The sequence below is a fragment of the Levilactobacillus suantsaiihabitans genome (assembly GCF_004745505.1).
GTDB classification, from domain to species: Bacteria; Bacillota; Bacilli; order Lactobacillales; family Lactobacillaceae; genus Levilactobacillus; species Levilactobacillus suantsaiihabitans.
The window spans coordinates 82268-97138 of sequence record NZ_RKLX01000011.1 but is presented as its reverse complement, the minus strand read 5'-3'; the positions used below and the strand labels follow the sequence as shown (position 1 = coordinate 97138).

15 protein-coding genes are annotated in these 14871 nt (G+C 52.4%); 13 read left to right on the top strand and 2 right to left on the bottom strand.

Going from position 1 to position 14871, the window contains the following annotated elements; all coding sequences use genetic code 11:
• The first annotated feature begins 66 nt into the window (after positions 1–66).
• From EGT51_RS07965 to EGT51_RS07955, 3 genes are all read left to right on the top strand, one after another.
• On the top strand, positions 67–294 hold the full coding sequence (locus tag EGT51_RS07965) for a hypothetical protein (protein WP_135368187.1): 228 nt from the start codon (positions 67–69) through the stop codon (positions 292–294).
• 193 nt (positions 295–487) lie between these two features.
• The gene (locus EGT51_RS07960) at positions 488–1840 is read left to right on the top strand and encodes a TrkH family potassium uptake protein (RefSeq protein ID WP_135368186.1); all 1353 of its coding nucleotides are present in this window, start codon (positions 488–490) and stop codon (positions 1838–1840) included.
• A 13-nt stretch (positions 1841–1853) separates the two neighbouring features.
• A complete protein-coding gene (locus EGT51_RS07955) occupies positions 1854–2519 on the top strand; it encodes a potassium channel family protein (protein WP_135368185.1) in 666 nt (221 codons plus the stop codon).
• Positions 2520–2760: 241 nt separating this feature from the next.
• On the opposite strand, the gene asnA is transcribed toward EGT51_RS07955, so the two are convergent.
• A complete protein-coding gene (gene asnA / locus EGT51_RS07950; RefSeq protein ID WP_135368184.1) occupies positions 2761–3768 on the bottom strand; it encodes an aspartate--ammonia ligase in 1008 nt (335 codons plus the stop codon).
• Between the two features lie 581 nt (positions 3769–4349).
• Between asnA and EGT51_RS13135 the strand changes: the two genes are divergently transcribed.
• The 8 genes from EGT51_RS13135 (at position 4350) to EGT51_RS07910 (ending at position 10800) form a co-directional block, all read left to right on the top strand.
• Entirely contained in the window at positions 4350–4475 is a 126-nt protein-coding gene (locus tag EGT51_RS13135; protein WP_263854499.1) for a hypothetical protein, read from the top strand.
• Positions 4459–4935 (top strand): hypothetical protein, encoded by a 477-nt coding sequence (locus tag EGT51_RS07940; RefSeq protein WP_135368182.1) that lies wholly within the window; start codon positions 4459–4461, stop codon positions 4933–4935. Before EGT51_RS13135 ends, EGT51_RS07940 begins: the two co-directional genes overlap by 17 nt.
• Positions 4936–5106: 171 nt before the next feature.
• Complete coding sequence (locus EGT51_RS07935; protein WP_167850170.1) at positions 5107–6513, top strand: APC family permease; 1407 nt, start codon at positions 5107–5109, stop codon at positions 6511–6513.
• A gap of 59 nt (positions 6514–6572) precedes the next feature.
• Positions 6573–7592 carry a lipoate--protein ligase gene (locus EGT51_RS07930; protein WP_135368180.1) on the top strand — a complete coding sequence of 340 codons (1020 nt, stop codon included), beginning with the start codon at positions 6573–6575 and terminating at the stop codon, positions 7590–7592.
• Between the two features lie 176 nt (positions 7593–7768).
• Positions 7769–8839 (top strand): LCP family protein, encoded by a 1071-nt coding sequence (locus EGT51_RS07925; RefSeq protein WP_135368179.1) that lies wholly within the window; start codon positions 7769–7771, stop codon positions 8837–8839.
• 73 nt (positions 8840–8912) lie between these two features.
• Positions 8913–9923: a dTDP-glucose 4,6-dehydratase gene (rfbB, locus tag EGT51_RS07920; protein WP_135368178.1), complete on the top strand. Its 1011-nt coding sequence runs from the start codon at positions 8913–8915 to the stop codon at positions 9921–9923.
• A gap of 144 nt (positions 9924–10067) precedes the next feature.
• Positions 10068–10613: a hypothetical protein gene (locus tag EGT51_RS07915; RefSeq protein ID WP_135368177.1), complete on the top strand. Its 546-nt coding sequence runs from the start codon at positions 10068–10070 to the stop codon at positions 10611–10613.
• Complete coding sequence (locus EGT51_RS07910) at positions 10597–10800, top strand: hypothetical protein (RefSeq protein WP_135368176.1); 204 nt, start codon at positions 10597–10599, stop codon at positions 10798–10800. The genes EGT51_RS07915 and EGT51_RS07910 overlap by 17 nt, the downstream gene beginning before the upstream one ends.
• Before the next feature lie 53 nt (positions 10801–10853).
• Here EGT51_RS07910 and EGT51_RS07905 read toward each other — a convergent pair whose 3' ends face one another.
• Positions 10854–11798 (bottom strand): NAD(P)-dependent oxidoreductase, encoded by a 945-nt coding sequence (locus EGT51_RS07905; protein WP_135368175.1) that lies wholly within the window; start codon positions 11796–11798, stop codon positions 10854–10856.
• A 284-nt stretch (positions 11799–12082) separates the two neighbouring features.
• On the opposite strand from EGT51_RS07905, the gene EGT51_RS07900 reads away from it, so the two are divergent.
• Together EGT51_RS07900 and cydB are read left to right on the top strand one after the other, a co-directional pair.
• Complete coding sequence (locus EGT51_RS07900) at positions 12083–13534, top strand: cytochrome ubiquinol oxidase subunit I (RefSeq protein WP_135368174.1); 1452 nt, start codon at positions 12083–12085, stop codon at positions 13532–13534.
• Positions 13527–14537, top strand: coding sequence for a cytochrome d ubiquinol oxidase subunit II (cydB, locus tag EGT51_RS07895; RefSeq protein ID WP_135368173.1), 1011 nt, complete (start codon positions 13527–13529; stop codon positions 14535–14537). The genes EGT51_RS07900 and cydB overlap by 8 nt, the downstream gene beginning before the upstream one ends.
• The last annotated feature ends 334 nt before the right edge of the window (positions 14538–14871 follow it).

The following is a 14871-nucleotide window of genomic DNA, read 5'->3' as shown; positions in this document are numbered from 1 at the left end:
CGTCTATGATTGATGGTCACAACACGATATGATTACCTCACCAAATAAATTGGTGAGGTTTTTATTATGGACAAACCAGATATCGTGCAAGTCAAAATGCCACGTCAGGCTGTTGGAACAGCGCCAGTTGTTCCCAGCCGGGCAGTTCAGCTCAAAGTTGGCAAAATAAGTCAGTTATTATCTACAATAAGGCCAATGGTTATATCGTTGACGCGATTTTGTCAATACTGTCAGTTATTTGGTGCTTACTACGGTCTATTATTAGGTGTTTACCGTGGGCCAACAGGTGGCTAAGGTTAACGCCATCCGGCCCGCACGACAGACTGTGGTGGGGATCTTTACTTTTATTTTCTATGGAACCGATACCGCCCAACCACCCAGCCATTTGCCCACCGTACTAGCGAAAAATCGGGTAGAAATGGGTATTGTTTTCCCGTCACAATTGCCTTAAGCTGAAGAGAATAGCTTAATTAGGACTGGAAGACTTATGGAAAAAATTTCGCGTTTTAAATTGTTTGATACACTGTCGAAAAAGATGGTCTGGGGCTTCATCATCCTGATCACGGTGGGGACGATTCTGTTGAGTCTGCCCGCCGCGACCAACGAACCGCAGGGCACCAGCTTCATCAATACCGTCTTTACCGCCACGTCGGCGACCTGTATCACCGGGCTGACGGTGGTCAACACGGCCGAACACTGGTCGTTGTTTGGGCAGATCGTGATTCTGGTGCTTTCTGAAATCGGCGCGCTGGGGTACATGACCTTTGCCGTACTGTTATTTAACATCATTCGGCGTAACTTGGACCTGTCAACGCAGCTGATGGTCAAGGAATCCTTGAACCTGGAGAACCTGAGCGATACCAAGAGCGTCATGAAGTACGTTGTCGGCCTCTCTGCGCTCTTCCAGGTCGGTGGGGCGTGTTTGATTGCGGTCGACTTTATTCCGCGCTACGGCTGGAAATGGGGGCTGTACACGTCGGTCTACCATGCCGTCATGTCATTTTGTAACGCCGGCTTCGATGTCTTCGGCAATAGCCTGATGGGCTTTCAGGATGATTCCTACCTATTGATTGTCACCATCATCCTGATCATCGGCGGGGGCCTGGGCTTTTTGGTCTGGCGCGACCTGTTATTGTATCACGAGCGTAAACGGCTCAGTCTGAACTCCAAATTGACGCTGGTCACGACTGGCACCTTGTTTGTGGTCGGCTTCGTCTTGTTGTTGGTCACGGAAAAGGACCTGACGCTTTTGCCCAAGGGGACGTCGTGGTTCAATCGGACCGTCAACACGCTGTTCTTGAGCGTGACGCCGCGAACGGCCGGGTTAGTGACCTTGCCGACCAACGACCTGCAGGCGGGGAGTATTTTTTTGCTGATGATCTTAATGTTTGTTGGCGGGACGCCCGGATCCACGGCCGGGGGGATCAAGACCACCACGTTTGGTGTGCTGATGCTCCAAAGCATTGCCCAGATTCGTGGCAAGAAGGACGTCGAATTCAGTCGGCGGCGCTTCAGTCAAAATAATATTAGTCGGGCGCTGCTATTGATTTTCTTGGCCAGCGTCGTGATTGTCATCGCCACGCTGATTTTGACCCAAACGGAACACATCCCCAAGGGCTTTGGCCTGGAATACATCGTCTTTGAGGTGCTATCCGCGTTTGGCACGGTGGGCTTGAGCCTGGGCTTGACGCCGCATCTAACGGTCATCGGCAAGCTGGTCATCATGCTGCTGATGTTCATCGGCCGGGTCGGCATTTTCACGTCGCTGTACTCGCTGTCCAAGCGGCAAACCAAGTTCAACCAGATTCGTTACCCAGAAGAAAATATTCTAATTGGTTAAGGAGTTTTTTAAAATGACGAAAAAGAGTTTTGCGGTGCTGGGACTCGGCCGGTTTGGCCAAAGCGTCGTGCAAACACTAGTGGCCTCTCATCAAGACGTCTTGGCGGTCGACGTCAAGGAAGAGCCCGTCAACGAAATGATGGACATCGCCACGCAGACGTTGATTGCGGATACTCGCGACGAAGACGTCTTGCGCGGGCTCAACATCGACACTTTCGATTACGTGATCGTGGGAATCGGCAACAACATGGAGGCCAGCATCCTGACGACCATGTTGACCAAGGAATTGGGCGCCAAAAAGGTGATTGCCAAGGCCGAAACCAGTGACCACGGCCGCGTGTTGAAACGCGTGGGGGCTGACCAGGTCATCTTCCCTGAACGGGACATGGGTCACAGTATCGTGCGCAAATTGTTGTCGAACCATATTCTGAACTTTATCGACTTGAGCGACGAGTATACGCTGGCCGAGGTGGTCATCACCGATCCCAACTTCGTCAACCAGGACCTGGTCAAACTCGACTTGCGCCGGCGCTTTGACCTGACCGTCATTGCCATTCAACACGACCACGCCATCAACATCTCGCCGCAACCCACGGACATCGTGCAGCTCCATGACGTGTTGACGGTGGTCGGGCCAATCGCCAACGTGGAGAAGCTGGATGCGACGTTGAAGAAGTAAGCTGTTTCATGCGTTAGTCGGTTGATAGCTGAAGGTTGAAAGTGAAATTGAAGCGCTGATTGCTGCAACCAAGTGCCTGCGTCAGCCAGGGTTCCGCCTGCTATGGGGAACACCTCCAGTCTGAAAAGCGGATGGCATTTTTGGACTTAGGCAGTCGATGGGGAAAAGACCAATGAAAAAAGCACATCTAATGTACCGTTGGTTAACGGTCACTAGGTGTGCTTCTTTATCGTCTGCGTTTTTACAGCAAGTGAATCCCGTGAGCTTCACATTGGTCGATCATTTCTTGCGGCCACAGTGCGGCTTGAACCTCACCGACGTGGGCCTTGCCCAGCAACAGCATGCACAGCCGAGATTGGCCGATGCCGCCGCCGATGGTGTAAGGGACCTCTTCGTTTAAGACCATTTGGTGGTAGGGGAGGCTAGCCCGGTCTTCGGCGTGGGCCAACTTGAGCTGACGCTTCATGGCTGCGGCGTCGACCCGGATGCCCATACTGGAGATTTCGATGGATTGGTCTAATGGTTCGTACCAGAACAAGATGTCTCCGTTCAACGTCCAGTCGTCGTAGTCGGGGGCCCGGCCGTCATGGCGCTTGCCGCTCTTCAAGGCGTCGCCAATCTTCATTAAGAAGACACAGCCCAACTTCTTAGCAATGGCGTTTTCCCGTTCGCGCGGCGTCATCGTTGGGTACATATCTTCCAATTCCTGGGTCGTGATGAAGTGGATCTCGTCTGGCAGGTGGTGGACGGCTTCAGGGAACTTGTACCAAACCTCGTGTTCCATGTGCTTGATGACCTTGAAAATGGTCCGCACGGTGGCCTTCAGCGTCTCTTCGGTCCGTTCGTCCTTGGCGATGACCTTTTCCCAGTCCCATTGGTCCACGTAAGCGGAGTGGAAGTTGTCGAGGTCCTCGTCCTTACGGATGGCGTTCATGTTGGTGTAGAGACCTTCATGCATCTTGAAGCCGTACCGCTTTAAGGCCACGCGCTTCCACTTGGCCAGGGAGTGGACGATTTCAATGGTTTCGTCGCCCATGTCGGCCATGGTGAAGGAGACCGGCTTTTCGACCCCGTTCAAGTTGTCGTTCAGTCCGGTCGACTTTTCAACAAACATCGGTGCGGACAGCCGCGACAGATTTAATTGCTTACCAAATTCTTCTTGGAAGGTTTCCCGGATGTAGCGAATCGCGGTCTGGGTCTCCCGCACGGATAATTTTGGATCGTATGATTTTGGAATAATTAAATGCATAAGCACGTTCTCCTTTTGTGGGCCAAATTTTTTAAGATAAAACAAAAAGGTTTTCCATCCCTTGTGAAATCAAGGGACGAAAAACCTTTTCGCGGTACCACCCAAGTTGTCGATCCAGTTGATCGGCCAGCTCAATTAGAGTACAAACATACTCTACCGATGGTAACGTACCGGTTAACGGCTTACCCTAACGTGACGGCGTCATTTCAGGCAGCAACTAAGAAAGTGTTATTCGGTAAGCTCACACCCGATTGGGTTTGCACTAAGTCCCAACTCACTGACGGGGTGATCAAACGTACTGGTCTTTCCTGCGTTTTTTATCTTGTGGCATTAATACTAGCACCAATTTTCAAATTGTAAATACGTAAATTAAAATTTGACGAGATTTTTTGGGGCGTGGGGAGGGGCCCTCTATAGTAAAAAAAGTCTGCGTCGCCCGTCAAAAATAAATTTGCCAATGGCGGCTGGCATAAATTAAATTATGAGAGTTTAAGTTTCTCTGTAGGTGAATTGGTGGGTCTAGACCGGTCTGAATAAACACGGTATGCTGGGACTAACTTTAAGAGTAGGGGATGACCAGCATGCATTTTGAAGACTTGTTTACCTTGAACGGCCAGCTGAATGGCGCGGCCCGCACCCTTGAGATGGGGGAGACCGTCACCGACCGCATTCACGTTGAGGAGGCTGCCGATGAACCCAGAAGATGACCAGCTCCGACGGCTGATCCACACACTGCTGATTCAGCTGCGTAATGCGGGCATTCATGTGACGGTGACCCATCACCGCACACCCAGCCTTTACCTGCATTTAGATCACGACGTGTTAAAGGAGATTCGCCTGAGTGACCATCCCATGGGGAAAAAATCGCGGCACCGGGTGGGCTATGATATTCTGATCACCCGCGACCGTCATCGACGCTTTGCGGCCGAGAACCGCTGCTTTCAGTATGGCATCAACAATGCCCTGACCGTAGTGGCTCAAGTGGTGGCCGACCGGGATCGCAAGGTGGCCCAGCTGGGCGGCAGTGCCAGTTACCGCAGCTTGGTGCGGCTGGCGCAAAAACGCCCTCAGTTGCCCAGTAAGCAGGCGGCCTTTGAGAATAAGCTCAGTGCCTTTCTCGACCGCTCCCCCGTCAGTGGCGGCCGGCGGGAACGGCCGCGGATTTAACGGCCACCGCTGAACAGGCGACCGGCTAGTTTGGCTAAGCAAAGGATCGGGTAACCTTGACAGAGAACGTTTTCAGCGGATTTTCTATTGACATTTCGACTAAATGAAATTAGAATATACTAATTAGTTTTAATCGTATTTTAATTAATCGGTCGAAAGGAGGGGATGTCAGTGGGACGACCACGGCAACTCTTTATTAAAAAGCAGGTGCAAACGGACTTGTACCGCAAGACGGGGTTGGAGAAGACCTTGACCGCCTTTAGTTTAACCACCATGGGGATTGGCGCCATCGTTGGGTCGGGGATCTTTATCACGCCCGGCTTGATTGCGGCCAATTACACCGGACCAGGCGTCATGTTATCCTACCTGATTGCCGTGGTCGTCTGTGCCATGGCGGCGCTGTGTTACTCGGAATTCTCCTCAACGATCCCACTGGCAGGGAGTGCCTACACCTACGTGTACGCCGTCTTCGGCGAATTTGCCGCCTGGATTTTGGGCTGGGCGTTGATTTCTGAATACCTCTTTGCGGTCTCATCGGTCGCGGTAAGTTGGTCGTCGTATTTTCAAAATCTACTGGCGGGCTTTGGCATCAAGTTACCCAACTTCTTGCGAGCCGCCTCGGGAACCGCGGGCGTCCACGGGGGCGGCGTCGATATCGTGGCGCTGGTCATCACCATGTTGGTGGCCTGGCTGTTATCCAAAGGCATTCGCGAATCCGCGCGCATTAATAACATCATGGTCATCGTCAAGATCTTAGTCATCCTCTTGTTTATCGGCATTGCCATCTTCTACGTGAAGCCGGCGAACTACAACCCGTTTCTGCCGTTTGGGACCAGCGGCATCTTCAAGGGCGCCGCGGTGGCCTTCTACGCCTACATCGGGTTTGACGCCGTGTCTACGGCCAGTGAAGAGGTCAAGAATCCCAAACGTAACATGCCAATCGGCATCATCAGCTCCCTGTTGGTGGCAGCCGTGCTCTACATTAGCCTGTCGGCCGTCTTGGTCGGCGTCGTCCACTACACCAAGCTGGGGGTCGCCGATCCAGTGGCCTTGGCCTTGACGCTGGTTCATCAAAACTGGGCGTCCGGTGTGATCTCCCTGGGGGCCATCGTGGGGATGACGACCGTGCTGATCGTCATGTCCTATGGCGGCACGCGGCTGTTATTTGCCATCAGTCGCGACGGCTTGTTGCCAGCCTCGCTGAAGCGTTTGAACCCCAAGACCCACGTGCCGGTTGCCAATACCTGGATCTTTGGCGTGGTCGCCAGTCTTTTTGCGGCTGTGATTCCGATTGATAAGATCGCGGAACTGGTCAACATTGGGACGTTGTCGGCCTTTGCCATGGTGTCGTTGGGCATCGTCTTCTTGCGTCACGACGAACGCTTCAAGAACCTAGATACCTCGTTTAAGGTGCCGTGGTACCCGTATCTGCCGATTGCGTCATTTCTGGCCTGTGTCTACCTGATGACGCAGCTACAAGCCTTCACTTGGCAAGCCTTTGGCGTCTGGGTCGTCCTCGGGTTGATTGTCTACGTCAGCTACGGCTATCATCACAGCCGGGTGCGGTTGACTGCATAGTGCGATAACGCTTTCATTTGTGGTAAACTATTCTCAGACTATGTGAGAGGGATGACTGGATGCGTTATTTAGCAAGTCCAAGTTTAGATATTCGGCAAAATTTAGCGATTGAAACTTATCTGATGGAGCACGCCGATTTGACGGAGCCCATCTTATACTTCTACGTGAACTCACCGTGCATCATTGTCGGGCGGTATCAAAACGTGCTGGCGGAAATCAACCAGCAGTACGTCAAGGACCATAACATCATCTTGACCCGGCGGACGTCCGGGGGTGGTGCGGTCTACGATGACCTAGGCAACGTCAGCTTTAGCTTCATTACCAAGGATGACGGGGATGCCGTGGGTAATTTTAAACGATTTACCGATCCGGTAATCAAGGCCCTTCACCAAATGGGGGCCACTGGCGCGGCCATGACCGGGCGCAACGACCTGACCATCGATGGCAAGAAGTTCTCCGGCAACGCCATGCACGTGGAAAATGGTCGGATGTTCTCGCACGGGACGTTGATGTACGACGTGGACCAATCACAAATTGCCCACGCCCTGCAGGTGCCGGCGGACAAGCTCGCCACCAAGGGCATCAAGTCCGTGCGCAGTCGGGTCACCAATCTGAAGCCGTACTGTGCGCCGGAATTTCAGCAGTTGACCATCGAAGAATTCCGCGATACCTTAGCCAAGGAAATCCTCGGGGTCACAGACTTGTCGCAGGCGCATCAGTACACCTTGACCGCTGACGATCAGGCCGGAGTCAAGGCGCTGGCCGACCAATACTTTAACAATTGGGATTGGATCTACGGCAATGACCCGGCCTACTCGTTGACACGGCGCCGCCATTTTCCGGCTGGAACGGTGGAATTTGACCTGGACGTCGATGGCGGGAAGATCAAGGCCATTCAGATTCACGGCGACTTCTTTGGCCAACTGCCGATTGAAGACGTTACGGCTAAATTAACGGGCGTGACCTATTCACCGGCGGCCATTCAAGCCGTCTTTGACCAGTTGGACGTGCCCAGCTACTTCGGCAAGATTCCGGCCGCAGACTTGGTCGACCTGTTGAGCAAGCAACCACAGGCTTAATTTGACAGCGATGGAAGCGTCACTGGATAGTCGGTGACGCTTTGTTTTTTTCTTAAGGTTAGGCGGAACTTAAGTTGGCTTAAGGCACAACCCCTATAATGGTCAAGTCGATTAAAAACAGAAAAATCCGCCAGTCGGCATAGAATCGGCTGGATTGAAAGGGTGGCTATCAAAGCATGGAAATGGAAAAGCGGCAACGGCCGCGTCGAAGAAGACATCCCATCCGTAACCTCCTCATCGTGTTGGTGATTGCCTTACTGGCAGGTGGTACGGCGTATGGCATGCATAAATATCAAAGCATTAAAAAATCCGTCGATAAGACCTATAAGGCGTCCGGCGTGAAAAAATTGCGGAACGTAAACCAGGTCTTAAAGGATAAGCAGCCCGTCTCAATCCTACTGATGGGGACCGATACTGGGGCGCTGGGGCGGACCTTTGCCGGCCGGACCGATAGTATGATGGTGGTCACCTTAAATCCCACCACGAACAAGACCACGATTACCAGTATTCCACGGGATACGGCCGTGACCATTCCAGGCTATGAAAGCTACGGCCTTTCTAAGATCAATGCGGCCTACGCCTATGGCAAGTCCAAGACGGCCATCACGACGGTCCAGGACATGTTGAATGTGCCGATTGATTTCTACGCTATCATCAACATGGGGGGCATGGAGAAAATCATCGACGAGGTCGGCGGGGTCGACTTGAAGCCGTCACTGTCCTTTAGCTACGGTGGCTACACCTTCAAGAAGGGCGTCTCAACCCACATGAACGGGAAGAAGGCCTTGGCCTACGCCCGGATGCGCGACGATGACCCGCTGGGCGACTACGGCCGCCAGACGCGGCAACGCAAGGTCATCATGGCCTTACTGAACAAGTCCAACTCGGTCACGTCGTTGCTAAATGAATCCTTCATTTCGTCTCTTTCCAAGCAAACGCAAACCGACTTGACCTTCGATGACCTGACGGCGCTGGCCACTAACTATCGCAAGGCTACGCACCACATCAAGACCACGCACTTGCAGGGGACCAGTGAGACCATCAACGGCCAAAGCATGGAGGTGGCCTCAAAGTCCGAACTCCAGCGAATCACGAACTACATCCGTAACGCTCTGGGTCTGACGCACAAGTCGACCGGGACGATTGCCCAGTTGGATGCGACGTCATCGACTACGACGACAACAACGGACAATACCAATGGTGGCACGGACACCGGTAATAACGGCGGCCCCGGTGGCGGCTATTAACCTGTAAATAAAGGACCGACGCACTTGATTGGCGGCGGTCCTTTTTGCATAATGAGGGTTAGGAGGGGATCAGATGACCCATTTACTAGTAACCGGGGGTGCCGGCTTCATCGGCGCCAACTTTGTCCGTTATGTGGTGGCCCAGCACCCGGAAGTGCAGGTGACCGTGTTGGACAAGCTGACCTATGCCGGCAACCGGGCCAATTTAACGGGCTTACCGGCCGACCGGGTTCGGTTGGTGGTCGGCGACATTGCGGATGCGCCGCTGGTCAATCAGTTGGTTGCGCACACCGATGCCGTGGTCAACTATGCCGCCGAGAGTCACAACGACCGCTCACTACGAGACGCAGACCCGTTCATTCAGACCAATATCGTCGGCACCTACACGTTGCTGCAAGCTTGCCGCCGATTTGACGTGCGCTACCACCAAATTTCAACGGATGAGGTGTACGGCGACCTACCGCTGCGGCAAAACGGGGTCGGGGCCAAATTCACGCCGACCTCCCGTTACCAACCCAGCAGCCCGTACTCGGCCTCTAAGGCCAGCGCAGATCTGCTGGTCCAGGCCTGGGTGCGGTCGTTTGGTCTGCGGGCAACCATTTCTAACTGTTCGAACAATTATGGGCCGTATCAGTATATTGAGAAATTTATCCCGCGGCAAATCACCAACATTTTGAGTGGCCGTCGCCCGAAACTCTATGGCAACGGGGCTAACGTCCGCGACTGGATCCACGTGACCGACCACGCGCGGGCGGTCTGGGAGATTTTGACGCGCGGCCAGATTGGCGCGACCTACTTGGTGGGGGCCAACGGCGAGCACAGCAATCGGGATGTTTTGGCACTCATTTTACAGCTGATGGGTCAGCCCGCCGACGCCTTTGATTGGGTCAAGGACCGGCCGGGGCACGACGTCCGGTACGCCATTGATGCCAGTCGGTTGCGTGATGAATTGGGGTGGCGTCCCGAGGTCACGGACTTTGCGGCCGGATTGCGACAGACCATTGCCTGGTACCAGGACCACCCGGAGTGGTGGCAGGGGGCCAAGGCTACGGTTGAGGCGGCGTATCGTCAGAACGGGCAGTAAATTATTTTTTTAATCATCGAAAAACGCGCGTTCGCTAGCGGCTCGCCGGCGGGTTCGGTAAGCTGATGACAGGACGTTAGGTGGCGTTTATGGTATACTGGGTGAACGCTTCTGACCGCTCCAATTTCTTTAGGAGGGATGGCAGTGGCGTTTTGGTTGACACTCGCGCCTTTATTGGCGCCGGTTGTTTCGGTAGCTACGATTGGCGGTATCGTGATTGCTTTGATCCAGCTACAGGTCGTCTTACGAAATCGCCGGATTGATTTGGCTGCCACTAGATTTGATCACACGATTCAGGCTTATGAATTTTACCAAAATAATGTGGCGGAGATTTTGGATGGAACAATCGCGCAGTACGAGGCGGCCCTACAAGTGAATGATTTTCAAAAGAAGAAAGATGAGCATGTTCGCCAATCAATTATGATTCAGGCGATGGTCGTCGCTGATTTTGGCACTTGTTTTCAACGTCTAAACATTTTGGAAAGTTATGTTTATTACGATGAAATCGACAAATATCAACTTTACAGTAGCATTGGCGATTCCATCTATGAGTTGATTCAGCTAGATGGATTTGCTTTTGTCCAAGATCATTTTCTAAAAGAACAAGTGATGAATAACTATGTCAACTTGTTAAACGACATCCAACTATACGTACAGAAAAGAAGGCAGAAAAATGACTCGAAAGATTGACCATCTAGAATACGACATTGACCCTAAAGAGCGCGACGCCATTCTCGAATTTATCAATGAGCCCGGTGGCGATCAAGAACTAAAGCGAAATCTACAACGGTATTCACCAGATGAAGTGGATGCAATGAACCTAGAACGTATCCGCCAACAAATGATCCATACACGCGTCATCTTCCCGCACCACTAGCAAAAAACGCTCTTGCCAAATCACATCGGCAAGAGCGTTTTTCTTAACAAAATTTAGTAACCACGACTGACGTCAACTAAGTTCACAGACAATGTGCCATCTGCTTCCCAGCTCTTCAGGTTATCCGTCAGGTAACCGAAGATGGGGCGGACGTTATCGACGTCGAAGCCGGTTTGGTGTGGCGTGATCAAGACGTTCGGGTAATCCCACAGCTTGGAATCCTTCGGGAGTGGTTCGTGCTCGAAGACATCCAAGGCGGCGTTCAACACGTTTTGGTAGAGCAACGCGTGCATCAAGGCGTTTTCGTCGACGGACTTGCCGCGACCGACGTTGACGAAGATGCGTACGCCGTTAAGTTGATCGAAGTATGCCGTATTAAAGTAGTGCGTGGTCTCCGCCGTGGCAGGCATGGCATTGATGATGACGTCGGCGTCTTTGACCAACTCGGCGTCATCCTTGAGACTGACCGTGCCTTGGAAGCCCGCAACGCCGTGACCGGAGCGGTTGACGCCAAACGGGTAGTTGCCAAAGCCATTGAGCAGTTCGGCGATGTGTTGGCCGATGCTGCCGGTCCCGTAGATGACCACCTTTTGGTTGGCTAGAGTCGCTAATTCTGTGCGAGCTGGGACCTGCCAGAAATGCCCGGCCTGGTTCTTCACCGCGTCATTGAAGTCGCGCAGGAAGTACAGCAGGTAGCCAATCGTGGACTCCGCAATCGCGGCGGAATAGGCGCCACTGGCGTTGGTCACCTGAACGTGGTGGGCTTGGATCCAGTCTAGCGGCAGGTAATCGACCCCGGCGCTAAAGGTTTGAATCCAGCGGACGTGGTTTTGCGGATTTTGCAGCACCGCGGCGCCGTGTTCGCCCCAACCAAAGATGATGTCAATATCAGTCGCCGTTTCCCAGTCACTGGCGGGAACGACCTCAACGCCCAGGGCTGTCAGCTGTGCAATTTGGGCTTGATTGAGAGTTGGAAAGGTGAATAATCTTTCTGTCATGTGAAAAACCTCCTTCGACGGATGTCGTCTCCTATATTTTAGCACGAGTGACCCGTTTCCACCTAGGAATCCCGTTAAATCGGCGAAATCGCTTACATTAACGACACACATTTTCCAAAGTGTCACGACGATTGACAACTTAATTGCACACAAATTTCGAATGTAATCCATTAACTTTCGGTAGATTGACACTGAACCATTGCGTATTGACTTATCACTCGATATAATAGAGGCAAGACAGCAATTATTTATTTACACTAATAACGTTTGGGGAGGTTAGAAAAATGTTAAATCTTGGTCTGGATATCCTAGGCCTAGCGCGATTCCAATTTGGAATGACCACTGTCTTTCACTTCTTCTTCGTTCCATTTTCCATCGGGTTAGCCTTCGTTGTCGCCGTCATGGAAACCATGTATGCGATTAAAGGTGATGAGGATTACAAAAAGATGGCGCAGTTCTGGGGCAAAATGTTCCTGTATAGCTTCGCCGTAGGTGTGGTCACCGGGATTATTCAAGAATTCCAATTCGGGATGAACTGGTCTGAATACTCGCGGTTCATGGGGGATATCTTCGGTGCGCCACTGGCGATCGAAGCTCTGGCCGCGTTCTTCATGGAATCCACGTTCATCGGGATGTGGATGTTCACCTGGGGCCGCTTCAATAAGTGGGTCCACACGCTGTTTATTTGGTTAGTTATGTTCGGGTCTTCACTATCGGCACTGTGGATTTTGGCGGCCAACAGTTTCATGCAGAACCCATTAGGTTACATCATTAATCAACAAACGGGTCACGTTCAAATGGTCAGCTTCGGCGCCGTTTTGGGCAACCCCCAACTGTGGAGTGAATTTCCGCACGTGATTTTCGGTGCGTTTGTGACCGCTTCCTTCGTCATTGCCGGCTGTGCGGCTTGGCGGTTACTGAAGAAAGATCACGTCACGTTCTACCGGAAGTCCTTGAACGTTGCGTTGGTCATCGGCCTGATCTTCTCGCTGGGCTCTATTGCCAGTGGGGACATTCAAAGTCGTTACCTGATCAACAACCAACCGATGAAGTTTGCCGCGATGGAAGGGCTCTACAAGGACTCGACCAACAAGGGTGAATGGGCGGCGATTGCCGGCTTTGACAACAAGCAACACAAGACCACCTGGTCCGTTGATGTGCCTTACGTCTTGAACCTGTTGAGCTACCACAAGACGACGGGGACCATCAAAGGGATGAACACCATTAACAAGGAATTGCATGCGAAATACGACAAGAAATATGGCAATGATATTAATTATTACGTTCCAACCAAGACCTTGTTCTGGAGCTTCCGGATCATGTCTGGCGCGGGTGCACTGTTTGCCTTGTTAGCGATTGTGGGCTTGTTCTTCAACCGTAAGAAGTCGCAGCTGATCATGAGCCAACGCTGGTTCCTGTACATCATGGGACTGTGCCTGTGGCTACCATTTATCGTGAACACGGCTGGTTGGTTCATCACTGAATTTGGGCGGTACCCATGGGTCGTCTACGGCTTACTCACGATTGCCGATGCGGTCTCGCCAAATGTTTCCGTTGCGTCGTTACTCACGTCAAACATCATCTACTTCCTGATGTTTGCCGGCATGGGCGTCGTCATGATCGTCTTGTGCCACCGGACGTTGAAGGCCGGACCGGATATTGAAAATACCGATGGGTATGCGGCGGGCGATACTGACCTTGATCCGTACTCAAAGGGGGCGTTCAACCATGACTAACTTACAACTGCTCTGGTTTATTCTGATCGGTGTGCTGTTTAGTGGCTTCTTCTTCCTGGAAGGCTTCGACTTCGGTGTGGGGATGCTCGTGAAGAGTTTCGCCAAAAATGAAGCCGAACGTGATGTGGTGATCCGGTCGATTGGACCTCACTGGGACGGCAACGAAGTGTGGCTGATCACCGCTGGTGGGGCCATGTTTGCCTCCTTCCCGATGTGGTACGCGACGCTGTTTTCCGGGTTCTACCTGGTGCTGTTCTTGATCTTAGCTGCCTTGATTTTCCGGGGCGTGTCGTTTGAATTCAGAGCGAATATGCGCACGGAAAAATGGCGGACCTTCTGGGAGTGGGCGTCAACGATCGGTAGTTTCTGTGCGGCATTCTTATTTGGGATGCTGTTCACGGCGATGATTGCCGGGATGCCAATCGACAAGAACGGCGACATGACCGCGCACTTCTTCGATTACGTTAACCTGTTTTCCTTAGTCGGTGGGGTCGCTGTGACTGTCTTATCTCTGGTCCACGGCTTGAACTTCATCCGGCTGAAGACCTCGGGGGCCTTGCGCGAACGGGCATTGGCCTGGAACAAGGTCTTGTACCCCGTGCTCTTTGCGGGGGAAGTCCTGTTTGCCATTCTGCTGTACTTCTCAACCGACTTCTTTGCCAAGAAGCCATTGACGACCACGGCCATCGTGGTGGCACTGGTCATCTTCACTTGCTTGGCTTACTGGGGCGTCTTGGGCAACCACGAATGGCTGTCCTTCATCGGCAGTGGGTTATCGCTGATTAGCGTGGTCGTCTTGATCTTCAACGGGTTATTCCCGCGGGTCATGATTGCCAACAACCCAGCTTACTCGTTACTGATCAAGAACTCATCCAGTTCCCCATACACGCTGCACCTGATGACGATCCTGACGTTTAGCATCCTGCCGATCGTGTTGGTCTACTTCATCTGGAGCTACTGGGTTTTCTACAAGCGCTTGGCTTCACCAAAGCAAAACGCCTAAACTGACAAATTTGTTTCGCCAAGTCTCCACGGCTGTTCGGCCGTGGGGACTTTCATTTTTGGCCGAACTGAAGGCTGAGCCTAAGACGATAGTTATTAACCCACACTACCGTAGCCGAGAGTTCGCCAAATATGGGGTCGTCCGCTGAAAAAGAGTGGGCTAGCAGTGTTAATGCTCACCAGTGGCCTGTTGGCGTACGTTTTGGCTCAAAGCCAGGTGTCGAGACCCGGCCCGTCCGCTCCATATTTGGCGGTCAGTCACCACCATATCAAAGCAGGTGGCTTGTGACCAATTAAATTGGCAAAAATAAGCTGGAATCACCCTGATTGGTAGC